Source organism: Rothia terrae (genome assembly GCF_014705925.2).
Taxonomy (GTDB): domain Bacteria; phylum Actinomycetota; class Actinomycetes; order Actinomycetales; family Micrococcaceae; genus Rothia; species Rothia terrae.
The window spans coordinates 875,765-901,107 of the sequence record NZ_CP061539.1; the positions used below are offsets into that span (position 1 = coordinate 875,765).

Consider the following 25,343-nt stretch of genomic DNA (forward strand, 5'->3'; position numbering starts at 1 on the left):
ACTTGCTGGTTGAGAACAACCGGCACACTATTAGCCCTGCACCGCAAAACGGTGCCCGGCAAACTCACGCACAAGCTGTGAAATGAAAGGAATTATTCACATGGCACACCACGGCAAGCCCGAAGAGCACGCACACGAAACCGCTGGCGGTTCACACCCCGCGTATTCTCACAGCGCACACGGACGTCCCGCTATGCCCACCGCCAAGGACGCTCACGGCAAGATCCAGGGGCAGCGCCCCGGTGAGGTAGCGGAGGGAGACAGCCAGTTCCACTACGCTCTTTACACTGTTTTTGCCCGCGAAGGCGCACCGAGTGCTACCGCTAACTCAACAGAAGCAACTGCAGAGCTCAACGCTGTGGTCGAAAATTTGAAGTCTCGCGGAGTCACCGTTCGTGGCTTCTACGATGTTTCAGCAATGCGCAATGACGCTGATGTTATGGTGTGGGTTCACGGCGATAAGCCTGAGGAACTTCAGGCAGCAATCCGCGATATCCGCCGTACCGATGCTTTCTTCGGCACCAAGATTGTGTGGTCAACAATGGGCGTGCACCGCGATGCTGAATTCTCAGCCGGTCACACTCCCTCCTTCGCTAAGGGTATTGACCCCGAGAAATGGGTCTGCGTTTACCCCTTCGTTCGTTCATACGACTGGTACACCATCAACCCCGAAAAGCGCCGCGAGATTATGAAGAATCACGGTATGAAAGGCATCGACTTCCCCGAGGTGTTGCCCAACACCATCGCAACCTTCGGCCTGAACGACTACGAGTGGCTCATTGCTCTTGAAGCTCCCGAACTCGTTCTGCTCGTTGATCTCATGCGTTCATTCCGCAACACCGAAGCGCGCCTCTACGTTCGTGATGAGCTGCCCTTCTACACCGGTCGCCGCATCGAAGCTGGCGAGGTCGCAAAGGTACTTGCCTAAATGACTGCAACCGTACCTAACGACGTTCGACCCAACCGCACTGACCCTCACAACACCGCGTCTAACGGACCTGCTGTGCTTGATGAGAACAGCGCACCGGATTTTCACGGCGAAGAAAACCTTGAGCGTGCGCGTTCACAGGCACCTGAGGATTACGACCTCGTGATTCTGTCATCGTTTGGCGGTCCTGAAGGTCAAGACGACGTGATTCCCTTTTTACGCAATGTCACCGCAGGACGCGGGATCCCCGATGAGCGCTTAGAAGAAGTCGCTACTCACTACCGTGCTAACGGCGGTGTCTCACCGATTAACGAGCAGAACCGTGCCCTACTGGAAGCTTTGCGCGAAGCCCTTGAGACGCGCGGGCCCAACGTGCCTATCACCTGGGCTAACCGTAACTGGGAGCCCTACGTCAACGACGTGGTGCAAAAGGCATATGACGACGGCGCCCGCAAAATTCTGGTGCTGGCAACTAGCGCTTACCCCGGCTACTCATCGTGCCGTCAGTACCGTGAAGACTACGGTATGGCACTTGAGAAGCTCGGGTTAGAAGGCAAACTTCAGATCGATAAGGTGCGTCAGTTCTGGGATGCCCCCGGTTTTATCAAGTCATTTGTGGATGGCCTGGTGGACGGTCTGACTGAGGTGCGTTCCGGCATTGCCTCTGCAGAAAAAACAGCGGCTGGCAATGGACGCGTTCGCATCATGTTCTGCACACACTCGGTACCCACTAGCGCAGCGAATGAGGCTGGCCCCCGCGGGGTAGACTACGAAGGCGGTAGCGCCTATGTAGAGAAGCACCTTCAGGCTGCTCGCGCTGTACTGGCAGGTGTAGAAGCGGTTGATCCCGCTTTGTTGGATAACGTTGATTGGGAGCTGGTCTACCAGTCACGTTCAGGCCCGCCCAGCATGCCCTGGCTTGAACCAGACGTTAACGATGCCCTTGAAAAGCTTGAGGGTGAGGTTGACGGTATTGTACTGGTGCCTCTGGGCTTTGTCTCTGACCACATGGAGGTCAAGTGGGATCTGGACACCGAGGCTCTTGACACCTGCAAGAACCTAGGATTCATCGCCACGCGTACTCCCACCCCGGGTGTGCACCCCGAATACATCGAGTCCTTGCGTCAGCTCATTGCCGAACGCGTAAGCTCAACGGCAAGTTCTCAAGACCCTGCTGAGCTCGAACAAAACCGCGATTCCGTGTGCGGATCCCGCGGTTGGTTTGATGCCTGCAACCCCGATTGCTGCAAGTCAGCGCGGGCTAAGGTCGACCGTCCCGTGATCGCTAACTATCAGGGCGACGACGCTCAGGCAGGTGCTCGCTCATGAGCAAGTACCTGCTAGGCACCCGCGGATCAGCGCTGGCTCTCACCCAGTCAGGCATGGCAGGGGCACTCGTTGCAGAAGCCGGGGACTTCGACGTCGAGCTCAAAACAGTGAAAACTGAAGGGGACGTGCTCACCGGCCCGCTCTCGCAAATGGGCGGTACCGGCGTGTTCGCCGCAACCTTGCGTATGCGCATCCTTGATAGCACCGTCGACTTTGCGGTTCATTCACTCAAAGACCTACCCACCATGCCCGCTGAAGGCTTGGTCGTAGCGGCTATTCCCGAGAGGGAAGACCCTCGCGACGCCCTGTGCGCTCGCGATGGCCTGACCTTAGAGCAACTTCCTGAAGGTGCTCGCGTGGGAACCGGCTCGCCGCGTCGTGCCGCGCAGATCCTTGCTCTTCGCCCCGATATTGAGATTGTTGATATTCGCGGCAACGTGGGAACTCGCCTGGCGCGCGTGAAAGGTCTTGAAGAACACGGAATCGCAGCGCACGGTTTGCACGGTGAGAAAAAGCTGGGTGCCATTACCGGCGACTGCGATGCCGTTGTGCTGGCTGCGTCCGGCTTGATTCGTTTGGGCAAAGAGGACGCGATTACCGAGTACCTAGCGTGCGATAAGGTACTGCCCGCTCCGGGGCAGGGGGCTTTAGCCCTTGAGACCCGCTCCACTGAGTTCGGTGCTGAAGGCGATCAGCCCAGTGAACTGGCGAGGGCTCTGGTTGCCGTTGACCACCTTGAAACCCGTTTGGCGGTCACCGCTGAACGTGCGCTTTTGCGTCGTTTAGAGGCTGGATGCGCCGCCCCGGTAGGCGCTTACGGGCGAATTCAAGATGGTTCTTTGGTGCTCGATACTCTGGTCGCGCATCCGAATGGTACGCGCACCCTGCGTCATCAGGATTCAACGTCGGATATGAGCGTTGAAGCTGCCTACGAACTCGGCGTGCGAGTTGCTGAGGCACTGTTAGACCAGGGCGCCGCAGAGTTGGCTGGTCTAACCCTGTGACCTGTACAGACCGAAGGGTTCTTATCACCCGCACGCATGGGGCAGCTGGTGTGTTCGCGCAAGAACTTGCCAGCTGCTCTGGTCGGTTAGCGCCTGTGGAGCTTATCTATGCGCCTGTTCATGAGGCTGAGCTTTATCAAGGGGCGAAGGCTGAGCGTGAGGCATTTTTAGGTAAAAACTTTCGTTGGGTCACCTTTACCAGCGCTAACGGCGTTCTCGCAGCTGAGGTTGTTTTGCATCAGCCGCTGAGTCAATTTTTAGCGTCGTTAAAAGTAGCTTGCGTGGGCAAAGCTACGGCTCGTGCACTGGAAGGCAGGGGAGTGAAAGTAGACTTCACACCCACAGTTTCCGATGCCGCCCACCTGGCGAGTGAATTGCCAGAGACAGCTGCTGATCACGCGAACCGTGCTGTACTGTGCGTTCAAGGAACGAACGCTCGGGCAACCCTTACGAAGGGGCTCACCTCAGCGGGGTGGGAGGTTACTCCGTGGAATGTCTACACCATGAGCCCGTACCCCTGCCAGAACCCGCTGAACACTCGGGAAGCAGACGCTGAACTTACCAATGTGCGGATTGACCAGGCCGTTGAAGAACTGCCGTCGGTAAGAGCAGTGGTCGCAACAGCTCCCTCCCTGCTAAACGGGCTTTACGAAAGTTGGCGTTTAGCGCAAAAGGAGCCCGACACCGAGTTTCCGCTGGTCATCGCCATTGGCGCAACCACTGCCCGCACCGCTGAGCAACTGGGACTACGCGTCGTGCAATCTCCTACACCTTCGCCCAGCGATCTAGCGCAGACAACCATTGACAGTATTGAAAAGGAAGACAACGCATCATGAAAAATCTTGATTTAGCTTTTCGACCGCGCCGCGCGCGTACCACCGATGCTATGCGAGCACTGACTGCCCAGACTTCGCTGGAACCTCGCAACATGATTCAGGTTCTCTTTGTGCGAGATGGCATTGATGCCCCGGTAGCCATCGAATCTATGCCCGGACAGTATCAGCACACCCTAGACAGCCTCAAATACGAGGTACGTCAAGCTATCGATGCAGGTATTGCGTGCGTTGACCTCTTTGGCGTGCCGCGCGATGAAGACAAGGACGATGAAGGTTCAGTAGCGTGGGCTGAGGACGGTATTCTCAACCGCGGTATTCGTGCTCTTCGCGAAGAATTCGGCAACGAGATTGTCATCATGGCAGATACCTGCTTGGATGAATTTACTTCTCACGGTCACTGTGGCCCGCTGGTCACCGATGAGTGGGGCAACGAGGTTGTTGACAACGATCGCGCTGTGGAATCTTACTGCAAGATGGCTGTTTCACAGGCGAAAGCAGGTGCGCATACTGTGAGCCCCTCGGGCATGATGGACGGTCAGGTCGGCGCAATCCGTGCGGCTCTTGATGATGCCGGATATCCCGATGTTTCTATCATGGCGTATTCTGCAAAATACGCATCAGCCTTCTTTGGTCCTTTCCGTGACGCCGTCGGTTCAACCTTTAAAGGCGATCGCAAGACGTACCAGCAGGACCCCGCTCAGCGCCGAGAGGCACTGTTGGAAGCTCAGCTGGATATTGAAGAGGGCGCTGACTTTGTGATGGTCAAACCCGCCATGGCCTACCTTGATATCGTGCGTGAACTTGCCGATGTATCACCAGTTCCCGTCGCCGCTTACCAGGTCTCTGGCGAATACGCCATGATCGAAGCAGCAGCAGCTAAAGGCTGGATTGACCGTGAGCGCATCGTCACGGAATCGCTGATGGGCATTCGCCGCGCCGGCGCCGATATCATCTTGACCTACTACGCGACCGAAGTTGCTACCTGGCTGAACCAAACCAAGTAAGCTGACAACACCACTGTTTTCACCGTCGAAAGAAGATAACACATGACTCATAACGAAGAGCTTTTTGAACGTTCTCGTCGCGTAATCCCCGGCGGCGTGAACTCACCCGTGCGTGCATTCAACTCTGTGGGCGGCACTCCCGCGTTCATGGTGGATGCCGAAGGCGCCTACCTGCGCGATGCTGACGGTAAAGAGTACGTTGATCTCGTGGGGTCTTGGGGACCTGCGATTTTGGGTCATAAGGACGCTCGCGTCATTGATGCTGTACACACCGCAGTTGATCACGGGCTATCCTTTGGTACCTCAACAGAATCTGAAACTCGTTTAGCTGAGCTGGTCATCGAGCGTATTAACGCTGTTACTCCCGGGGCTATCGACCAGGTTCGTATGGTCTCAACCGGCACCGAAGCCACCATGACGGCAGTGCGCCTGGCACGCGGTTATACGTCCCGCGACAAAATCATCAAGTTCGCTGGCTGCTATCACGGACACGTGGACGCCCTGCTCTCAGAAGCGGGCTCAGGCGTAGCTACCCTGGCACTGCCGGGTTCCGCAGGCGTCACCGCCGCAACTGCAGGGGAGACCATCGTCCTGCCCTATAACGACGAGGACGCCCTGCGCGCAGCTTTTGAAACCTACCCCGGTGAAATCGCAGCGGTCATCACTGAATCAGCGCCCTGCAACATGGGCGTTGTCACCCCTCACGAGGGATTCAACAAAACCATTCGCGAGCTCACTACCGCAAACGGTGCCCTCATGATTTTCGATGAAGTTCTTACGGGCTTCCGCGTCTCATCTGCAGGTTACTGGGGCTTTGCATCACCCAACGACGGCGGCTGGGTTCCCGACCTCTTCGCTTTCGGTAAGGTCATTGGCGGCGGTATGCCCATCGCTGCGCTCGCCGGAAAGCGCGAGATCATGGAATACCTCGCTCCCACCGGACCCGTCTACCAGGCTGGTACTCTCTCGGGTAACCCCATCTCTATGGCAGCGGGCATCGCCACCCTCACAGCCGCAGATGCTGCGGCGTACCAGCATATCGATGAACGCTCAGCTCAACTCCAGAAGGCTTTGACTGAAGCATTCAACGATGCCGGAGTGGACCACTCCATCCAAACGGCTGGCAACCTCTTCTCGGTGGCTTTCGGTACCTCTGCCAACGGTGTTCACAACTACGATGACATCAAGGCAAGCGAGACCTTCCGCTACAACGCGTTCTTCCACTCCATGATGGAATCAGGCGTCTATCTGCCGCCGAGCGCGTTTGAGGCATGGTTCCTCTCCGCCGCTCACGATGATGCTGCGATGGATCGCATCATCTCGGCTCTTCCTGCAGCGGCTCAAGCAGCGGCATCAGCCACCGCATAAGCGTCACGACTCATCAGACAGGGCACCTGAAATTTTCAGGTGCCCCGTTGCTGTTTATAGATTTGTGCGCCGTAGCGGTGTTGCGGCGAAGGCTGTAGATTACCGCGATTTTCTGTCTTTTACCGCTCTAACAGCTGAGCAAGCGTCTCTAAATCTGCAGCCACAGCACGACAATCGGCGGCGAACTGTTCATCGCTCATCTCTAACTGTCGCACCGTAAAGATAATTTCAGAACCCTGCGGATGCGGTATGACGCGCATTGGGTTGTAGAAAGTTGCGCCGTTCTCGGTGATGACCCCGTGGTCTAGCACCCCAGAACTGTTGGTCTGCACAAAGCGTACCTGCACGCGTCCAAAAGGAGCCTGCGCAAAATACCTTCCGTTATCCTCAGTCACAGTTGAAGTCGCCAACCCCGCGGCCCAGAGCGGCAGGGTGAACGGATTACGCACATAGTCATACACCTTCTGCGGGGAGGTTCCGATGATGCGTGAAATATGTTGAGAGACCACGGCTGGTTGTTCCTAACGCATGTGTTGATCGGCTCTGAGAGAGCCAAGCTTTTGTGTATCGCGATCGTACAGCCAGTTTTTATCCATCATCAAACGAGCTGCGGCAAGTCCCATACCGATGGCGGCGAACACCAATATCACTTGCACCATTCCTGCGAGCGCCGAGGTGACATCGCCGTTACTAAAGTGAGCCATCGACATATAAAACAGCACGCCTGGAACCATGGTGACCACCGCGGGCACAGAGAGTGAAACGCGGGAGATTTGACGGTGATGAAGCGGCGCAATAACTTCTGCCAGCAAACCGGCGACAAACGCAGCAATAGCAACGGACAATTGGGGTGCTAAACCGGCATCCGTCAGCCACACGCGTGCGGGGTTAACCAGTGCAGCGATAACTCCTGCCCACGTGCAGGCCAGCGGAGTTGCATTGAACAGCATGGCAAAACCGACGGCGGCACAGAAGGACGCGATGATTTGCAAAGCTACGAGCGCAAGCACCGGAAGCCCCAAATCAGGGGCAGTTGATAGCGGCACATCAAAAAGAAAGGACAGGAGCCAAATCGCGAAGGACGCACTCATCAGCATCAGAACCACGTACGTTAGGCGCGAGAGCCCTGCTGAGATATCCATCCGTGCTAAATCCAGCATCCCGGTGACCAGCGGAAAACCCGGCACCAGAAACAGAACCGAAGAAATGAAGCCCACCATATGGTCGGCAGAAATAAGCCCAGCGGAGCTGAACCCCGTCATCACGGCGATATATAAACCGGCGGAGAGCACCCCGCACAGAATCCACACCGCCATATGGTTAATGTGCCGGTGAAGTAGCTGAGAGCGAAGAAACTGACCTGCGCAGGCGGCAAAAAACACCACGGTACACTCCAGCAAACCACCGCGGTTCATGAACGCAAAAGCCGCACACGCTATACCGGCGATCAAGGCCAAAAGCCACGGCGCATACAGCTTGGGCAACGCCTCAATACGGTCGAGAGTGCGGTTTGCAACCGCCGGCGAAATCTGAGAAGGCAAAGCAGAAACAAACTCGCCTAAAGCATCGATGCGATGCGCATTGATTCCCACGGCGCGCTGTTCGGAAATTTCAGTGCGGTAAAAACCCTTGGCATAGGACGTCGTAGAGATTTCAGTGAATGATACCTGCGCATGATGCTCGGTGAGTCCAACAGCACGAGCCAACCGAGCCATCGACGACTTCACTCGGTACGCGCTCGCGCCCGATGCCATCAGCATCATACCCAGGCGCATCACCACCGCAGACTGTTGAACGAGTTCCTCATGTTGTAGGCGAGAAGAGCCCAGAGTGATACTGCGGGTAAAATCATCCATCGCTATCTATCCTGAGTGTCGAGATACGAAAACAAGAAAATATCGGCCGCAGAATAACCTGCGACCGATACGTGAATCTGAGCTATCGAACAGGCCAGGTGCCGTCTATATCTGCCTGCTTTCCAATACGATCAAAGTACGCCTGAAGGTCAGCTGCTTGTTCCGCTGCCCAGCCAATCTGCGCATTGTGCAAGGTGACCGCGTCCTGCTCAAGTTCATCGGGGTACTCAAGGCTCATCGCGGTGAGAACACGTTCAGCGGCAATAGCATCTGCGGTTGATGAGTGCGCATTATCAAGCTCGACATTGTATTCTTGCGCCAGTACTTCTAAGGTGCGCTTGCCCTTTTTGAACTTATGTACCTGCTTGTTAATAACTAGCGGGTCAAGAACAGGGAAGGCGGTGAGCGGCGGAAAACCGTAACGAGAAAGCTCGTAGTGCATGACCGAAAAATCGTAAGCGGCGTTGAAAGCAATCACAGGCACACCATCAGCAAACAGACCGCCGAGCGCCATAGCAACTTCGTAGGCGACCTGCTGGCCGGGCTTACCGTTAGCCTTTGCGTATTCGGTGGTAATGCCGTGAACCTTAGAAGCTTCTTCGGGGATTTCTACGCCCGGATCTGCCAGCCACTCAGCCTGACGGATAACCTCACCTTCAGCATCCACCAGAATAAGGGATGCGGTGACGATTCGAGCGGTGCGCACGTCGATGCCGGTGGTCTCTAGGTCAAAGGTGGCGCGGGGTAGTTCAGTCCATGAAGTCATGTTCTAAGAGTACAACGCGGGGCAACTGTGGGCGAGTACATGCGAAAAGATGCTGATTTGAGAAGGTGTCTTCACGAGAAGTTTTAAGTCACGGATGGTTGAGCAGACTACACTTATAAAGCGTACTTATTGTTGGAAGGGGAAAGCATGGCTCAAAAATTTAGTAGCGGCTACTCGCATGGAAGGGGTAGCCGAGAAGAACAAATCATGCAAGCTATCAACTGGGGTTTGGAGTTTGCGGCTTCACGCAATCAGTCGAGTTCACATCGTAAAAAATCAAAGTTATCGCAGGCACTGTTTATCGCGCAGCAGGTCAACAAATTCAAAAATGGCTCAACGCGTGGCACGGGGTTTAGACGCGGTAAATCAGCGGACTACCATCAGGGGTACGACCGCGGTTTCCAAGACGGTATGCGCCAAGCCGGTGGATCGCGTCCGGGGTACTCCAAGCCAACCGGTGGGTTCTTTGGCGGATTCGGGCAGGGCAGTGCCCAGCAACAGAATCCCTACAGTCAAACGCATCACGGGTACAACCCCTATAACGAGCACCAGCGTGGCACCTCATCGCAGAGCGCCGGCCTGTACGCGGCTGAACAGTTAGCCCGTCACTTGCCCACAGTGCTCAAAATGATGAAGAAAAAATAAAGCCGAGAGATCTCAAAAACGTTCTTATTTTGTCAGTGGGTGCTGAAAGAATAAGAACATGAGCACTTCTTTGCACAACACGATGGACGCCGCTAACCGTTTGAAAGAGGTGAGCGGTGTTCATTTTATTGCCGGAGCACCGGGCACGGGAAAGACGCGCGCGCTGATTGAACGAGCCGCGCAGTTCATTGAATCCGGTGGTAATCCTGCGCGACTGCTAGTGCTCACCCCCTCGCGTGCTAGTGCAACTCGCGTCCGCGAAGAACTGACAGCCCGCGTGAACACCACTATGTCTTCAGCTCCGGTGCGCGCATGGCAGGCATACGCCTTTGATGTTCTACGCCGCGCTCATATTCTGGAGCTCCTACCGGGTCTAGAGTTTGCACCCAAATTGCTCTCAGGCCCTGAACAAGATGTGATGATCCGCGAACTTCTTGAGGGTCACAGGCAAAGCGGGTTTGGCCCTCACTGGCCTACGGACTTAAGTGAGGCTTTGCCAACCAACGGTTTTCGCCATGAGATTCGCGATTTCTTTGACCGTATGGCCGAGTACAATCTGGACGCGGGCGCCGTCCAAGAACTAGCCAGCCGGTATCAGCACCCTGAATGGGCAGCAGCTGCGCAACTTTACACGGAATACCGACAAATTCGTCGTTTGCGCGCCCCCAACGCCTTTGACCCTGCGGCACTCATCCACGAAGCCGCCCGGGTTTTTGTGGCTAACCCCGAGTTTTTAGCTGACGAACGCGCTGCATTTGACCTGATTCTAATTGATGATTTGCAAGAGGCAAGCCCGTCGATCTACAGGCTACTCAGTATTGTGTGCGGCCACCAGCTTTCCCTTGTTCTCGCTCAAACAGCGCAGAACATGACGGTGGACGCCGACGCCCTCGCGCAAGCTTTTACCGTTGAACCCACCGTGTATATGACCGCCTGCACTGACACCGTGGTTCAAGGTTTCCGCGGCGCGCGCCCCGACATGATTGCCCGCGTCCGCGATATTTTCACCGAGGTGAATGTTCACAAGCTCAAGACCTCGTATCGAATGAACGCTGAAATCGCGGGTGCCTGGTCTGCACTCGCTCACCGCATTCCACCTGCTGTAGCTGGTTTGGACGCCCCGCGCATCCTTGAACAACCTGAAGAAACTGAACTGATACAGCAAGAACTTTTGCCACTGGGCGATGACCACGAGCTACTAGATCTTGAAAAATCAGCGGGAAATGACCTAGCTGTTGAAGCACTAACCGTTGATAGCCCGCAGCACGAAGGTGCCTTGCTGGCTCAGATGATTCTCGAAGACCGCCTGCACCGCGGTAGAAGCTACCGCCGTAGCGCCATTATCGTGCGTAACGGTGCCGATATCTCTCGTCTCAAGCGTGTACTAGACGCCCAGGGAATCCCCGTTGAAGTATCGGCTGCCGAGACTCCTGTGCGTGATGAACCTGCGGTACGTCCCTTCTTAGATGCCCTAGCGCTTATCATTAATGCCGCTGCTTCTCAGCCTGAGGATGATGCGGACGGCGCACTCACTATGAATACAGAGGGGAGCGCCGCGCACGATACCGAGGCTGATATCGCCGCTGAGAACGCGCAACCTTCATCGTCCTACGCCCTGGGCTATGAAAACGCCGTCGCGTTGCTGTCCTCGCGCCTGGGTGGAGCATCCACCATGGACATCCGTAACCTCAGGCAGCTGCTGCGCGGGCAAGAACTTCGTGCCGGTGGCAGCCGGAGCTCAGAAACCTTGCTAGTGGAGTGTCTGACTAACCTTCCTATGATTCCTCGCGGACGCGACGGCGCCGCCGCCCGGCGTGTAGCGAAAGTTCTGTCGGCGGGCACAGAGGCACTTCATGTTCCCGGGGCTACCGCCGAAACTGTGCTCTGGGCTTTGTGGGATGCCAGCGGCCTGGCTGAGATGTGGCGAGAAATTTCTGCAGAAGACAGCACCGCAGGCCAACGAGCACACCGCGATTTGGACGCCATGATCGGTCTGTTCGAGGCAGCCACCCGCTATGTTGACCAGATGCCAGGGGCTACGGCTGCGCAGTTCTTGGAGTACATTGATTCGCAAGATTTGCCCATGGATACCCTGGCAACCCGTTCGACGGCGCAGGACGCTGTGGCTTTGTTGACCCCGGCAACGGCAGCTGGACGCACATGGGACATTGTGTACGTTGCAGGTCTTCAAGACGGCGTGTGGCCCAACACGACAATTCGCGGTTCTTTGCTGAGCACTCAAGAGTTAATCGATACCGTTGAATTTGGTGGGGATATTGCCCGCACCATGACTATTTCTCAGCGGATTCGCGATACCCGATACGATGAATACCGCATGTTCTCCACCGCGATTTCTCGTGCTGAATACAGACTGGTGTGCACAGCGGCGTCCTCAGCAGACGATATGCCCTCAGAGCTGATAGATATTGTGGCACCTGCAGTGGGCGAAAAACGCGTCAATACTGAAGTTCGACGCCCGCTGACCCTGCGTGCCCTGGTGGCTGAGTTGCGTCAATGGGTCGCTGAAGAGGACCGCAACCCGGTGCGTGCCCATCACGCTGCTGTTTTGCTCAACCGCCTCAATAACCCGGAACAAACAGCCGGGGTAGAGGTTCCCGGTGCGCACCCGGCAAGCTGGTGGGGCCTGTTACCGCTCTCCTCAAGCGGACCCATCTTCACCCGCGAAGAACGAGTGAGAATCTCACCGTCGCGCGTTGAAACAATTCACCGTTCGCCACTGGATTGGTTTGTTCAAGCCGCGCGCGCAGAAGCTCTCACCGACGTCTCACGCTCCATCGGCTCGCTGGTACACGCTATCGCTGAAGATCTACCGCAGGGCACTGAAGCGGAGCTCCTTGCTGAACTGCGTACCCGCTTTGAAACCCTCCATCTGCCCGATACCTGGGAAACTCAGCAACAGTTTGACCGCGCTCAAGAGATGATGCGTCGCTTCGCATCCTACGTGCAAGAACTCTCGACCAACGGACGCGAGCTCGTCGGCGTAGAAGGCTCCTTTAGCGTGATTGTTCCCGGACCAGCAAAAGACGCTATTTTGTCTGGACGCGTGGACCGCCTTGAGGTCGACCAGGCGGGTAAATTTGTGATCATTGACTTGAAAACTGGAAAGAGCAAACCCACCAAGAAAGACCTCGAGATGCACCCGCAGCTGGCTGCTTACCAGGTAGCTCTCGAAGCCGGTGCTGGCCAGCAAATGAACGACGATATTGAGGCAATCCACGAAGGAAAAGACCACCCCTATATCGCCGAGGATGAAATGCCCGAGCTGGTAGGTTTGCACGAAATGACCGGCGGAGCGTGGCTCATTCAACTGGGCGATAAGAGCACCAAGGTCGATACCTTCAGCCAGAAACAAGAACCGCTGAACCCAGACACCGGGCAGTGGGCGATTGAGCTCATTAACCGTGCCGCCGAGCTGATCTCGCACGATACTTATCAGGCCCGTCATACTGCCGATGGAGGCTTTAGCATCGGCTGTAAGCTACCAGAAATCTGTCCCTTGTGCGCTCGCGGCCGTCAAGTAACACAGTAGGGGAAAGAGAAAGAACAATGACTAACGAGAGAATTCTGAGCCCCGAAGATATTGCTGATGTACTGGGCAGGCACCGTCCAACGCCTGAACAGTCGCAGATTATTTCTCTGCCGCTGAAACCTCGCCTGGTAGTTGCCGGTGCGGGTTCGGGCAAAACTGCCACCATGGTTGATCGCGTGGTGTGGTTGGTTGCTAATGGCTACGTTCGCGCTGATGAGGTGCTGGGCGTGACCTTTACCCGTAAGGCTGCCGGTGAATTGCGTGAGCGTATGCGTAGCGGGCTTGAGACTTTGCGGGCTAAAGGGCTGATGCGCGTGGCAGAGGGTGCGGAACACGAGGTGACGTCCACTGATCCGGTCGTGAGCACCTATCATTCCTACGCGAACACTCTGGTGCAAAACTACGGGTTGCGTATTGGCATTGAGCAAGACGCGCAGATGCTGGGACAAACCCAGTCGTGGCAGCTGGTGGCGCAACTGGTGGAATTCTATGAGGGCGAATTGCCCGAGAAAGCTATGGCGAAGTCTACGCTTATTTCTGCGGTGATGAAGCTAGCCGGTGACTGCTCAGAGCACCTGGTATCTACCGAGCACGTGCGTGAATTCTGTCTACAGCAACAAACTATATTAAAGAACCTGGAGAAGCCCGGTGCGGTTTCTAAACGTAACGGTGTGGCACAAAATATTCAGGCGCGGCTGGTCGTAGCAGATTTAGTGGAGCGTTACGTCCGTCTGAAAAAGAGTATGCAGGTACTGGACTACGGTGACCTCATTGCCAACGCTGCTCGCATCGCCCGTGATGTACCGCAGGCAGCAGCCGCAGAACGAGACCGCTTCAAAGTGGTGCTACTCGATGAATTCCAAGACACTTCTCATGCTCAGATGAAGCTGTTCTCTGACCTCTTTGGCGCTACTCAACGAGCCGTTGATGCTGAACGACGCGCCGAACACCCCGTCATGGCGGTGGGCGATCCCAAGCAGTCTATCTACGGTTTTCGCGGAGCATCGGACGGTCAGCTCTTTAGCTTCTACGATTTCTTTCCAACTGATGACACTACACCCAGCTACCTGAGCGTTGCTTGGCGTAACGACACCTCAATTTTGGCAGCCGCTAACCGTGTAGCTGAACCGCTGAAAGAACCTGCTAAGTGGGTACGCGCGTCCAACACTATCGATTTACCTGACCTGAAAGCACGACCCAAGCCAGGCACCGGTCAGGTACTGGTGGGAACATACATCAGCGAAGAAACCGAGGCCGACGCTATCGCCACCTTGATTGCTGAACGTCGCGCGCCCTTTGCTGACAAACCGCTTCATCAGATGCCCACCATGGCGGTACTTACCCGCGCTAAATCGAGCATGGAGCCACTGCGTCAAGCCTTCGAACGCGCCGACATCCCTTACCAGGTAGTGGGGCTCGGAGGTCTTCTCGATACGCCCGAGATCGTTGATCTCGTCTCTATCATGCATGTGCTCTCTGATCCGGGACGATCCGATGCCCTCATGCGTATTCTCTCGGGCGCTCGCTGGCGTATTGGTGTCTCAGACCTGCTGGTGCTGGCTGAGTGGGCCCGGTTCTTAGAAAAACGACGCGAACTTTTAGTGCGCGAAGGCATTGAACTTGATATTGCTGCCATGGGCGAAGGTCTAGATCTTGAAGAGCTTTATGCCGTTGCCACTCAAAGCGCACAGAGTGCAGAGGAGCTTATAGCTGAACACTCACGATCTAAGAGTGCCGCTTCGCGCGCTAAAGATGAGCACACGCGTCGTCAAGCCCGCGAAAAATGGGCAAGTATTACAGCGGCGGCAGAGTCTGATATTGCAGATAACTCGTCATTGATTGAGGCAGTTGAAAACCTCCCACCGCAGGGCTGGGTATCACCGGCATCCGGACGTTCGTTCACCGATACCGGGTATGCGCGTCTGTCGCGTATCGCCTACGAGCTTGCCTACCTCCGAGAGTTTATGGCTGATGATCTCAATACCTTGATGTACCGCATCGAAGAGACAACGCTCATGGATATCGAGGTTGCCGCGAAATCGCCGGTGAACTCGCAGACTGCGCGCCGACACTTGGATGCTTTCCACGATGTCGCGTCCTCGTATCTTGTGAGTGCACCGCGCATTAACGCCACTCTTCTAGCCGGACGCGACGGTGTGGCAACGAGCGCGGATAGCGAAGGTGAGCAGGTGCAGTTCTCGCTCAATACGTCCTCGGCATCTGCTAACGGTGTGAGCGGTTTTCTTGCCTGGTGCGAGCAGGCAGCACAACAGGAAAACGGCCTTGAAACTGCGGGGGAAGAACCCCGTCACGATGCCGTTCAGATTCTGACCGTGCACGCATCGAAGGGGCTGGAATGGGATCATGTGTATATCCCGGCGATGTCCACGGGTAAATTTCCCTCCACAAAAGATAATCGGTGGACTCAAAACGCTGAGTCATTGCCGTGGGTCTTGCGCGGGGATCACAACTATCTGCCGCCGTGGGAAGCAACGCCAGGAACTTTGCGGGAGCTGGACGAAGAACTTGCCCTCTTCAAAGAACAAGCTGACGAGCACGCTCTAGGCGAAGAACGCCGTCTTGCCTATGTGGGGTTCACCCGCGCGCGTTCATTGCTAATGCTCAGCGCAAGTAGCTGGATTGGCTCTACTCAAAAACCAGCTGAAACGTCCATATTCTTGCAGGAGCAGTTAGAGATCGCTGACTCTGAGAACGCTGAGGCACCGGAACTCATCGCTTACGCTACGCCCGAAGAAATCGGTGAAGAAAACCCTCAACGGGCTGCCATTACGACTGCGCTGTGGCCGTTTGACCCTCTCGATGGTCCGGTGACACGTACTTGGGATTCGCAGGAGGACTTAGATGCGGCCGGTGCTGAGGCCGCGTTAGAGGGGCGGAACGTTGAACATTCAGCTCCTGCACCTCATGACCCAGCCCTGCATTTTGCGCTGTCGCGTCGTGCCCGTTTAGAGCGAGCCGCGCACAACGTCTTTAGGGGAGGCTTAGAAGGCGGTGAACCGCAACCAGATAGCGATGATCCGCTGCAATATGTTCGCGATGAATCTGCCGAACAGGTAGTGGCGTGGCGTGATGAAACCGAGCTGTTGCTCAGCATCCTCAACGCTCCACAGCGTGAAAAAACGGTGGAGTTACCAGGCCACATGAGTGCTTCGCAGTTGGTGTCGCTGAGCTCATCGCCCAAAGACGTGATTGAGCAGCTGAGACGTCCCATGCCGGTGCGTCCCACTTTGAGTGCACGGCAGGGTACAGCTTTTCACCTGTGGATTGAAAACCATTATGAGAGCGCCGCTATGCTTGATCTCGGGGAGGATATTTACGCCGATGACGAGGTTGAGGAGTCGCTTCAGCTAGAAACGCTCAAGAACAATTTCTTGGGCAGTCGCTGGGCGCATCTGACCCCGTGGGCGGTGGAGTACCCGATTGAGACTCCTGTTGACGGTATTTCGGTGCGAGGACGCGTGGACGCGATTTTCAAACGTCCGCTAGAGAACGGTGAGGTTGAATGGGAGCTGGTTGACTGGAAGTCTGGACGCGTACCTACCGATAGTGAACTCAAGCATCGTGAAGTTCAGTTGGCTGTGTACCGTCTGGGGTTCTCGCGGCTGATGGATGTTCCGCTGGAGAACATCCGGGTGACCTTCTACTATGTGGCCCACGATTATGAGCATTCACCGGAGGACGTTCGCTTGGCTGATGAGAAGAAACTGACGCAACTGATCAAGAAGGCGCGTAGGCTCGGCGCATCCTAGAGCGAGTGCTTGCACCATCGCTGAGTCGGCGATTGTTAACAAAAAGGATGCTGGTGTGCACCTAGATGGTGGCCACCAGCATCCTTTCAGAGATCAACAGAAGCTCAGGTGCGCAGGGGTTTTAGACGCTTATGAATAAGTCTCTATGCCCTTACCGAACCGCCTGCTGGATCGTGGTGAGAATCTGTTGCGTCCAAAGTTTTTCGTTGCTGAGGTTGTGAAATCTGAGCGATATCGTCGAGCAGAGAGCTCTTGGGACGTGACGCGGAGGACGTCGTGCCCGCATCGGAATCAGCCTTTACTGAACCGGCGGAAGGCTGAGTCTTAGAGCCCTCAGCCTGAACTTCAACAGCGTTTGAGGCATCCTCAGCCGGTTTGCGCTCAGCGGCACCGGTTGACGGATTCCACGTGATGGTGGGGTCAGTATCGGGAATGTCAGAATCATCGACGGCAGCCGGTAGCGGCTGTTCAATTTTGAGCTCACCGGCATCGTACAAATCGCGTTCGAGCCCCTGAAGCATGCCAATGCCCTCAGCAATCATGCCGTCATCATCCAGCTCAATACCGCGAATCAGCCACTGCGCCAGCGCGAACTCTGCATAGAGGTTCGCGCGACGCTGCAGGTTGCGATCAGGACGCTGCGGCATCTGCTCCGAATACACGTCAATGACCTTGTCTCCGAAACCTTGATCTGAGCAGGCGAGCAACCACGAGAAATCCACAGCGGGATCACCCACACAGACCTCAGACCATCCAGTAACTTCGCTGACCTTTTTCTTATCGATAACCAGATTGTCTTCGTTCAAATCGCCGTGAATTACGCGGGTGCGGAAAGACCACATCTCATCATCGTTGAGCATATCCGTCCAGCGTTTGAGCAGGGCGGTGGGTACCTTGCCGGTTTCGCGCGCGCGGGTCAAATCAGTGCGGCGACGTTCGCGTAACTCTTGCGCAGAATAGACCGGCAAATCAGCTTCATCAATGATGGTCTCGGGCATCACATGGATGGTAGCAATAAGCCTGCCGAGCGCAGTGGCTAAATCTTCGGTGCCGGGTTTTGCCATCGCCGAGATTTCTGCGAGATCGTCGATGTCGTAGTGTTCACCGGGAATATGAGTGTAGATAAAGGTTTGCATACCGTTCAGCGGCACAGTACCCACGATGGTGGGTAGCTGGAACGGCAGACGAGCGCGCAAACCAGCAGAGAATGACTGCAAAATAACGTGCTCCGATTCAAGGCGCACACTAGCTTCAGGGTGGCGCGGCGAACGCACACGCCAACGCTTATTGGCGGAGTCGATGATAATTGCCGAATCGAAATCGGCAACGTCGTCGGCTGAAGGCAGGGCGGCTACGGGGTAGAGCCCCGGCACGCCTGCAGATACAAGAGCGGCAAGTTGAAGCGGTGTAACAGTCACCCTTTAAGGGTACTAGAGATAAACACCCACATGAATCGGCTGAAAGCATACGCACCGTTTTTTATGGGTTTTCTCGGCAGAACCCAAAAGAATGCATGTTTATGATGGAGTGGAGTATTCGTCACAAAAAGGTTGAGACATGAATTTTTCACCGCTAGGCGCAACGCCCCTCTCAGGAACAACGATGCGCCGGTTCGATGAGCTACGCAACCGGGACGACTTTCTATCGCACCTAGTAGAAGCTGTTGCAGGAAAGACCCCGGATGCGGCTATTTACCCCTGGAGTGAAACCCCCGTGGTGATTGCGGTTCAGGGGGAGTGCATTCTCATGCAACGCAATGCCGCCGGACGCGTCGTGCCTCAAGAGCTCCAGCTAGAGCAGCTCAACCTTGAGGCGTTGCGCACCCACGTCACCGACCAGCCCAGCACGTCCTCACTCATCTACAGCGGTGAACTCGTAGTGGACACCCTAGACTCTGCCCGCCCGGTCTTAGCAATTATCGGAGACCACGAGAGCCTGCTGAGCCACGAATGCTGGACCGAACTCAAGGATGCTCAGCGGGCGTCATCACTGGCTGATATAGAGAACACACCGGCCCTGGTGCACCTCAGAACTTTCGCTCCGCTCAGTTTTGACGTGCTGGCGGAGAACCGCGTTGAACGCGCTTGGGGAGATATTCTCAGCGCAACCATCGCGTTGAACAACTGGCATCAACGCGCGTCCTTTGACCCCGCAACCGGCCAGCCCACCCGCATCATCAAATCAGGGTGGGCACGAGTGACGCCGGAAGGACGCGAAATTTTTCCGCGCACAGATCCGGCGGTTATTACCGTGGTCAGCGCAACTTTCGACGGCGAAGAACGCATACTTTTAGGTAACGCTCAAGCTTGGGGTAAGAACCGGTTCTCAACCTTTGCTGGCTTTGTTGAGGTTGGCGAATCCCTTGAAAATACTGTGGAGCGAGAACTTTTTGAAGAAGCCGGTGTGCGGGTTGAAGCCATGCAGTACATGGGCTCTCAGCCCTGGCCGTTCCCTCGCTCGCTGATGCTGGGATATAGCGCGGTCGCCGCTAACCCTCATGAGGTTCAGGCCGATGGTGAAGAAATCGCAGAAATCCGCTGGTTCACCCGCGATGAGTTGCGCACCGCTTGCGCAAGTGGAGAAATCAGCGTGCCGCAGCGTAGCTCCATCTCCCGTAAGCTCATCGAACACTGGGTTGGGTGCCCCTTGCCCGTGGAATAACCAGAGGTAAGCCCTCCTGTCGGGTGCTCTCACGCCTGAACTCCCACACAAGACTATGAGTTTTCGCACGCCCCACACCCGTGCGAAAAGCACTAAACTAAATGGGCAACGTTTGAAACTCGTAAGGGGCGCATATGTCACAGCAGGTAACCACCGCTTTACCCACCGCAGGCGCTCCCAGCCCAGAACAAATCCTTGAGGGCCTTGACCCGGAGCAGCGACGCGTCGCCACCGAACTTGACGGGCCTATGTGCGTATTAGCCGGTGCAGGTACCGGTAAAACCCGCGCAATCACGCATCGTATTGCCTACGGTATTGCCATCGGACGCTACGTTCCCCAACGAGTTCTTGCATTGACTTTTACCACGCGTGCAGCTGACGAGATGCGCGTGCGTCTACGCCAGCTCGGCGCCGTTGGCGTGCAAGCACGAACCTTCCACTCGGCGGCACTGCGTCAGCTTCAGTACTTCTGGCCCCAAGCTGTGGGCGGCACACCGCCCACCATCATCCCTCACAAAGCACAACTCATCACCGAGGCAGCCAACCGTCTGCGCCTGTCAACAGACCGCGCTACCATTCGAGATCTTGCCGGCGAAATTGAGTGGGCAAAAGTCAAAATGCTCACCCCCGATACCCTGATGCCGCATCTAGCTGACCGCGCGCTACCTAACGACATCACGCCCATTAACATGGTGCGTCTTTACCGCACTTACGAAGAACTCAAAGACGAACGACACATCATCGACTTTGAAGATGTACTCATGCTGACAGTGGGCATCTTAGAAGAAGACGAAACCATTGCCGCCGCCGTTCGCGCTCAGTACCGTCACTTTGTGGTTGATGAATACCAGGACGTTTCACCTCTTCAACAACGTCTGCTCAACGTATGGATGGGCGGACGCGATGACGTCTGCGTAGTGGGCGATGCCTCGCAGACCATCTACTCATTTACCGGCGCAACCAGTCGGTTTCTCATGGACTTCAAACGTCGCCACCGTAACGCCAACGTGGTCAAACTCGTGCGCGACTACCGCTCCACTCACACCGTGGTAGAGCTCGCTAACAACCTACTCAAAGCGCGCAAGCCCGGCAAAGATTCAACACCCGGCGCATGGGCTCAGCCCCTCGAACTAGTCTCGCAACGAGGTAAAGGGCCGGACGCTGACTGGATTGAGGCAGCAGACGACGAAGACGAAGCGCACCGCATCGCCCGAGACATTAAAGAACTCATCCACCACAATGAAATTCCCGCATCAGAGATTGCCGTACTGTTTAGAACCAACGCGCAGTCGGCAACACTGGAACAAGCACTCTCAGAAATCGGTGTGCACTACCAGCTGCGCGGCGCCGAGCAGTTCTTTGCCCGTCCCGAGGTTCGTAACGCAATGACCTTGCTGCGCAATTCAGCCAACGCCCAAACAGACGAAAAAACCCCGCAACTAGTACGCGATGTCCTCAAATCTTTGGGATACTCCGATCAAGCTCCCGCATCTAGCGGCGCAGTACGCGCAAAATGGGAGTCACTCGCGGCCCTGGTCTCCATGGCTGATTCGCTCAACGCCACCCGCGAAAAAGAACGCGCCCAAGCACGCGAAAACAACGCCAGCGAACTCCCTCAAGTCTTTAGCCTGCACGAATTCGCAGCCCACCTCGCCCAGCGTCTTCAAAACCAAGATGCACCCAGCATGGACGGCGTCACGTTAGCATCGCTGCACTCCGCTAAAGGCCTGGAATGGGACGCGGTCTACCTCTGCGGACTCAACGAAGGGCTGATGCCTATCTCCTTCGCCAAAACAAGCGACGAAATCGATGAAGAACGCCGCCTGCTCTACGTAGGCATCACCCGCGCACGCAAATACATCACCTTCTCGTGGTCGCTATCGCGCACCCCCGGAGGCCGCGCCAACCGCAAGCGCTCGCGCTTCTTAGATACCCTTGCACCCAAGAATATGTACAGGTAGGGCAACAGATGCCGCGAAAAACTGCTTCTCGCACCGGTACACCTCGCACTAGGAACACGAGAACTGAGTGGTGGGATGCCACAGCTCAGCATCCTGCCGTTGAAATTGTGCGTTCATCGCGTCGTACCAAGACAGTCAGCGGAGCCATGAACCCCGATGGCAGTCTGCGGCTACTCGTGCCAGCATCCTCTACTAGACACGATATTGAAGAATATCTTCAGCAACTGGCACCCAAAATAATGGCGCGAGCGCAACAGCAGGGGCAACGCAAACGCAAGTTCTCCAGCGATGCCTATCTGGTCGAACGCGCTCAATACCTTATTGACACTTATTTGCCCGAAGTCAGCCTGCCCGATGAAATTCGCTGGGTCACCAACCAAAAGACCCGATGGGGTTCGGCAACCCCGGCGACCTCGCGCATCCGCATCTCTCATATGATCCAGGGCGCGCCCGAGTACGTGGTGGACTACGTGCTACACCACGAACTCTGCCACTTTGTGCATCTGGACCACGGGCCGCAGTTCAAAGCCCTCGAAAAGCGCTACCCTCACCTTGAGAAAGCGCAAGGATTCTTGGACGGCGTGAGTTTTCAGCACCGTCAAGAGAGCTAGCGGTGTTTTGCAGAAAGACTGAGACTCTCCTGCTAAGCAAGAAAAGCATCTGAATACATAAATGCCGGGAACACCCGTGAAGGGAATGTTCCCGGCATCGATGTTTTAACCAGCCTATTTCTCTACAGCATATTCTGGTCGCCAGCTGGCATCGGGTCTGGCGTGAATCACTTCCGAGCGCCCCGCGCGAGTGAAGTGAGAGGGACTGCTGGCGACCAGAAATGCTGTGGAGATTAACTCATGGCTGTTCTCGACGGTTTCAATTTGGCTACTGTTTACCCTCTGAACTATCGTCATCAGAACCGTTGTCGCCTGAGTCCTCGTCAGTCTTTTTCTCATCGGAGCTGCCCTCCGCGGGCTCGTCATATCCGCCGGCTAGAAGTTTCTCAAGCGCTGCATCGAACTCATCGTCGGATGCGTTGAGGAATTCGCTGCGTTCTTCGAATGCTTGAGCGTTATCCATTTCTTCGCTGGTGGGCAGATTTTCGGGTGCTTCCCAGAGTCCATCGCGTGCTACTGCGCCGTGTTCTGATTCATAGGTGCGCCAGAAATCGGTTGCTTCACGGAACTTTCGGGGTTGCACTTTGAGGCCCAGTAGGCCCTGGAAAACGTGCTGAACGGGGCCGCCGGATGCGCGTCGTCGAGCCATTGCTTCGCTCATGCGTGATGAACTGGGCAGGTTCTTGGTTGCTTGTTCGGTGACCACTGTTGCCCAGCCATCAATGAGCGCTAGCAGGTTTTCGATGCGATCGAGCGCTAGTTGCTGGTCCTCGGTATGCTGGGGTTCGAACATTTCGGCACCGAAGATTTCTTGCAGGTTTTCGGGATTAAGTGAATCAAGGTCAATCTCAACTGCCTGCGATTGGATGCGTTCGATGTCTACGTGGATACCGCGGGCAAAGCGCTTGATGAGGCTCATGATGTCTTCGCGTAGCCAGGGGTTTGCCTTGTGCAGACGAACGAGGGCAGCTTCACGAACAGCCAGGTAGAGCATGACTTCCTGGGCTGGGATTTCTAGATCGTCGGTGAAGGACTTGATGGCGTCGGGTAGTAGCGCGCTGCGTCCTGAGATCAGTGGGATGCCGATGTCGTTGGTAGAGAGAACTTCTTGCGCTAGCTGGGCAACACCTGAGCCGACCTGCATGCCAAACATCATGGAGCCGATACCGCCGAGCAGATTACCGCCACCGAGCATTCCCTTCATTTCTTCGGGGATCTGCTGCTGAATGGACGCGTTCATAGCGTTGGTGGTCTCTTCAGCGACGGGGCTTGCGATTTCGGTCCAGGTGTCGAATGAGTTCTCTACCCATTCTGAGCGTGACCAGCTTTCGGTGGCGTAGTCGGGGCGTGAGAATTCAACGACGGGGTCAAGCCACAAATCTGCTAGTTGAGATGCGTCGCGTACCGCTGATTTCTGGTTGGCGGTGACTGAAGGATCGTTTTTAGCTGCAACAGTCTGACGCGCGTGCTGGCGAGCCATATCCCAGTTGACGCTACCGTCCTCACCCTGCCCGTTCATCATATTGGTGAACTGGGAAAAGATGCCTTGGAGCATTGAGGGATCGAGCGGGATTCCCATGCCGCGCAAGTCATCAGCGTTGAAGTTTGCGCCGCCGTTTTGGCTGAGTTTTTTGAAGAATTCTTCGAACGGGTCTTGGCCGTTTTCACCGAAGGGGTTGTTAGACATTGTGCACCTTTCGTTGCCTTACCAAAACAGGCTTACTGTCTCTACGTTACAGATTTTTGCTGGGAGTTGCGTAAGTGTTTAGCGCACAGCCGAGAAGAACCGGTTCCAAAGTGGTTCTTGTGACGGTGCTGGGCGGGTAGTGCCGTTATCAGCGTCTTTGCATGTTTTCGCGGTACTCTAGTACGCATGCACAGTGAGCGTCCTTCTTCTATTTCTTTTGCATCCGAGAATCAGTCCAAGCGAGCCCACAATTTGCGGCGCGCAAATCGTTCGCGTCGCCCGTGGACGCTTGCTCGCGCTTGCGGTTTTGGTACGGCGTTGTTGGCGCTTGGCTCGTTTGTGATTCCGGTGCAGTACATTACTGAGCAGCCCGGTCCTACCTTCAACACCATCGGTGAATATGACGGCAAGCAACTGATTACTATTGAGGGGGAGAAATCTTACCCGGTCGAGGGACAGCTAGATATGACCACCGTATCTGTTGCGGGCGGGCCTAATACCGATGTGAATTCGCTGTATGTGCTGGCGAATTTCTTTGATAAGGCATCCAACGTGGTGCCGAGCGCGCTGATGTATGCTCCCACCACGTCTTCTGACGAGGTGAGCGCACAAAACGCTGCCGATATGACAGATTCCCAGCAAAATGCTGAGGCAGCTGCATTGACGTATCTCAAGAAGGATTTCACTGAGAAACTTGTGGTTGCAGGTTTGGCTGATGACAGTGCCAGCGCAGACAAGATTCAAGAAAACGACGTTGTTACCGCTATCAACGGTGAAAAACTCGAGCATTATGATCAGCTGAACAAACTGGTTGATGAATCAGACGGTAAAGAGATCACAGTAACGGTGGAACGCGATGGTAAGGAACACAACGTCGCAGTAACTCCTCGTTATAACGAAGATTCTCAAAAGTATCTGCTGGGGCTTTACATCAAGAAGGACTACACGTTCCCGTTTACCGTAAATTACGGACTTGAAGAGGTCGGTGGTCCAAGCGCAGGCATGATGTTTGCCTTGGGCATTATCGATGAGCTCAATGAAGTGAACATGACCGGTGGCAAGCATTTTGCGGGAACAGGTACCATCGATAGCGCCGGAAACGTTGGTGCTATCGGCGGGGCGCCGCAGAAACTGACCGGTGCTCAAGACGCCGGTGCCGAAATCTTCTTGCTACCTGCCGATAATTGTGCGGATGTTGCCGGACGAATCCCCGAAGGCCTGACTGTTATTCCTGTGAAGACTCTGGATGAGGCAGCTCAAACAGTGCAGCAGATAGGGGAGGGCAGTAAAGATCCCTCAGACTTCGCATCCTGCCCGGCCCCGTAAGTCTGAATATTTACCGAACGTCAAAGATTTGGGGCTTAAAA

General features: G+C 55.6%; 18 protein-coding genes. 13 read left to right on the top strand and 5 right to left on the bottom strand.

Annotation, left to right across the window (positions count from 1 at the left end; genetic code table 11):
• The first annotated feature begins 100 nt into the window (after positions 1–100).
• From hemQ to hemL, 6 genes are read left to right on the top strand one after another with little or no spacing between them, the layout of a single operon-like run.
• Positions 101–928 (top strand): hydrogen peroxide-dependent heme synthase, encoded by an 828-nt coding sequence (gene hemQ, locus IDM49_RS04110; protein WP_228008183.1) that lies wholly within the window; start codon positions 101–103, stop codon positions 926–928.
• The gene (locus tag IDM49_RS04115) at positions 929–2,257 is read left to right on the top strand and encodes a ferrochelatase (protein ID WP_190725117.1); all 1,329 of its coding nucleotides are present in this window, start codon (positions 929–931) and stop codon (positions 2,255–2,257) included.
• Positions 2,254–3,261 (top strand): hydroxymethylbilane synthase, encoded by a 1,008-nt coding sequence (gene hemC / locus IDM49_RS04120; protein WP_168613800.1) that lies wholly within the window; start codon positions 2,254–2,256, stop codon positions 3,259–3,261. Before IDM49_RS04115 ends, hemC begins: the two co-directional genes overlap by 4 nt.
• 50 nt (positions 3,262–3,311) lie before the next feature.
• On the top strand, positions 3,312–4,097 hold the full coding sequence (locus IDM49_RS04125; protein ID WP_190725118.1) for a uroporphyrinogen-III synthase: 786 nt from the start codon (positions 3,312–3,314) through the stop codon (positions 4,095–4,097).
• Positions 4,094–5,101 (top strand): porphobilinogen synthase, encoded by a 1,008-nt coding sequence (gene hemB, locus IDM49_RS04130; RefSeq protein WP_190725119.1) that lies wholly within the window; start codon positions 4,094–4,096, stop codon positions 5,099–5,101. The genes IDM49_RS04125 and hemB overlap by 4 nt, the downstream gene beginning before the upstream one ends.
• Before the next feature lie 42 nt (positions 5,102–5,143).
• A complete protein-coding gene (gene hemL, locus IDM49_RS04135) occupies positions 5,144–6,469 on the top strand; it encodes a glutamate-1-semialdehyde 2,1-aminomutase (RefSeq protein ID WP_190725120.1) in 1,326 nt (441 codons plus the stop codon).
• A gap of 119 nt (positions 6,470–6,588) precedes the next feature.
• On the opposite strand, the gene IDM49_RS04140 is transcribed toward hemL, so the two are convergent.
• The 3 genes from IDM49_RS04140 to IDM49_RS04150 form a co-directional block, all read right to left on the bottom strand.
• On the bottom strand, positions 6,589–6,978 hold the full coding sequence (locus IDM49_RS04140) for an SRPBCC family protein (RefSeq protein WP_190725121.1): 390 nt from the start codon (positions 6,976–6,978) through the stop codon (positions 6,589–6,591).
• Positions 6,979–6,990: 12 nt separating this feature from the next.
• A complete protein-coding gene (locus IDM49_RS04145; protein WP_168613795.1) occupies positions 6,991–8,325 on the bottom strand; it encodes a threonine/serine exporter family protein in 1,335 nt (444 codons plus the stop codon).
• A gap of 82 nt (positions 8,326–8,407) precedes the next feature.
• Entirely contained in the window at positions 8,408–9,091 is a 684-nt protein-coding gene (locus tag IDM49_RS04150) for a 3'-5' exonuclease (protein ID WP_168613794.1), read from the bottom strand.
• Positions 9,092–9,238: 147 nt separating this feature from the next.
• Here IDM49_RS04150 and IDM49_RS04155 point away from each other — a divergent pair, with 147 nt between their 5' ends.
• Genes IDM49_RS04155 through IDM49_RS04165 form a run of 3 tightly spaced genes read left to right on the top strand, consistent with a single transcriptional unit; the run spans position 9,239 to position 17,056 of the window.
• The gene (locus IDM49_RS04155) at positions 9,239–9,736 is read left to right on the top strand and encodes a hypothetical protein (protein ID WP_190725122.1); all 498 of its coding nucleotides are present in this window, start codon (positions 9,239–9,241) and stop codon (positions 9,734–9,736) included.
• Positions 9,737–9,794: 58 nt separating this feature from the next.
• The gene (locus tag IDM49_RS04160; protein WP_228008184.1) at positions 9,795–13,286 is read left to right on the top strand and encodes an ATP-dependent helicase; all 3,492 of its coding nucleotides are present in this window, start codon (positions 9,795–9,797) and stop codon (positions 13,284–13,286) included.
• Between the two features lie 17 nt (positions 13,287–13,303).
• A complete protein-coding gene (locus IDM49_RS04165) occupies positions 13,304–17,056 on the top strand; it encodes an ATP-dependent DNA helicase (protein ID WP_190725123.1) in 3,753 nt (1,250 codons plus the stop codon).
• 143 nt (positions 17,057–17,199) lie between these two features.
• Here the strand turns inward: IDM49_RS04165 and IDM49_RS04170 are convergent, their stop codons facing one another.
• Complete coding sequence (locus tag IDM49_RS04170; RefSeq protein ID WP_190725124.1) at positions 17,200–18,474, bottom strand: macrolide 2'-phosphotransferase; 1,275 nt, start codon at positions 18,472–18,474, stop codon at positions 17,200–17,202.
• 139 nt (positions 18,475–18,613) lie between these two features.
• Here IDM49_RS04170 and nudC point away from each other — a divergent pair, with 139 nt between their 5' ends.
• From nudC to IDM49_RS04185, 3 genes are all read left to right on the top strand, one after another.
• Positions 18,614–19,717, top strand: a complete 1,104-nt coding sequence (gene nudC, locus IDM49_RS04175; protein WP_190725125.1) for an NAD(+) diphosphatase — start codon at positions 18,614–18,616, stop codon at positions 19,715–19,717.
• Positions 19,718–19,851: 134 nt separating this feature from the next.
• Entirely contained in the window at positions 19,852–21,678 is a 1,827-nt protein-coding gene (locus IDM49_RS04180) for an ATP-dependent helicase (protein WP_190725126.1), read from the top strand.
• Positions 21,679–21,686: 8 nt separating this feature from the next.
• Positions 21,687–22,289, top strand: a complete 603-nt coding sequence (locus IDM49_RS04185; RefSeq protein ID WP_190725127.1) for a M48 family metallopeptidase — start codon at positions 21,687–21,689, stop codon at positions 22,287–22,289.
• Positions 22,290–22,557: 268 nt separating this feature from the next.
• On the opposite strand, the gene IDM49_RS04190 is transcribed toward IDM49_RS04185, so the two are convergent.
• Positions 22,558–23,976 (bottom strand): zinc-dependent metalloprotease, encoded by a 1,419-nt coding sequence (locus tag IDM49_RS04190; RefSeq protein ID WP_190725128.1) that lies wholly within the window; start codon positions 23,974–23,976, stop codon positions 22,558–22,560.
• 186 nt (positions 23,977–24,162) lie between these two features.
• Here IDM49_RS04190 and IDM49_RS04195 point away from each other — a divergent pair, with 186 nt between their 5' ends.
• Positions 24,163–25,302: a YlbL family protein gene (locus tag IDM49_RS04195; RefSeq protein ID WP_190725129.1), complete on the top strand. Its 1,140-nt coding sequence runs from the start codon at positions 24,163–24,165 to the stop codon at positions 25,300–25,302.
• Positions 25,303–25,343 lie beyond the last annotated feature (41 nt).

Coding starts and splice junctions, on each gene's coding strand:
- hemL (WP_190725120.1), top strand. CDS start 5,144: ATGACTCATAACGAAGAGCTTTTTGAACGTTCTCGTCGCGTAATCCCC.
- IDM49_RS04165 (WP_190725123.1), top strand. CDS start 13,304: ATGACTAACGAGAGAATTCTGAGCCCCGAAGATATTGCTGATGTACTG.
- hemC (WP_168613800.1), top strand. CDS start 2,254: ATGAGCAAGTACCTGCTAGGCACCCGCGGATCAGCGCTGGCTCTCACC.
- IDM49_RS04150 (WP_168613794.1), bottom strand. CDS start 9,091: ATGACTTCATGGACTGAACTACCCCGCGCCACCTTTGACCTAGAGACC.
- IDM49_RS04155 (WP_190725122.1), top strand. CDS start 9,239: ATGGCTCAAAAATTTAGTAGCGGCTACTCGCATGGAAGGGGTAGCCGA.
- IDM49_RS04185 (WP_190725127.1), top strand. CDS start 21,687: ATGCCGCGAAAAACTGCTTCTCGCACCGGTACACCTCGCACTAGGAAC.
- hemB (WP_190725119.1), top strand. CDS start 4,094: ATGAAAAATCTTGATTTAGCTTTTCGACCGCGCCGCGCGCGTACCACC.
- IDM49_RS04160 (WP_228008184.1), top strand. CDS start 9,795: ATGAGCACTTCTTTGCACAACACGATGGACGCCGCTAACCGTTTGAAA.
- IDM49_RS04115 (WP_190725117.1), top strand. CDS start 929: ATGACTGCAACCGTACCTAACGACGTTCGACCCAACCGCACTGACCCT.
- IDM49_RS04145 (WP_168613795.1), bottom strand. CDS start 8,325: ATGGATGATTTTACCCGCAGTATCACTCTGGGCTCTTCTCGCCTACAA.
- IDM49_RS04180 (WP_190725126.1), top strand. CDS start 19,852: ATGTCACAGCAGGTAACCACCGCTTTACCCACCGCAGGCGCTCCCAGC.
- IDM49_RS04190 (WP_190725128.1), bottom strand. CDS start 23,976: ATGTCTAACAACCCCTTCGGTGAAAACGGCCAAGACCCGTTCGAAGAA.
- IDM49_RS04195 (WP_190725129.1), top strand. CDS start 24,163: ATGCACAGTGAGCGTCCTTCTTCTATTTCTTTTGCATCCGAGAATCAG.
- hemQ (WP_228008183.1), top strand. CDS start 101: ATGGCACACCACGGCAAGCCCGAAGAGCACGCACACGAAACCGCTGGC.
- nudC (WP_190725125.1), top strand. CDS start 18,614: ATGAATTTTTCACCGCTAGGCGCAACGCCCCTCTCAGGAACAACGATG.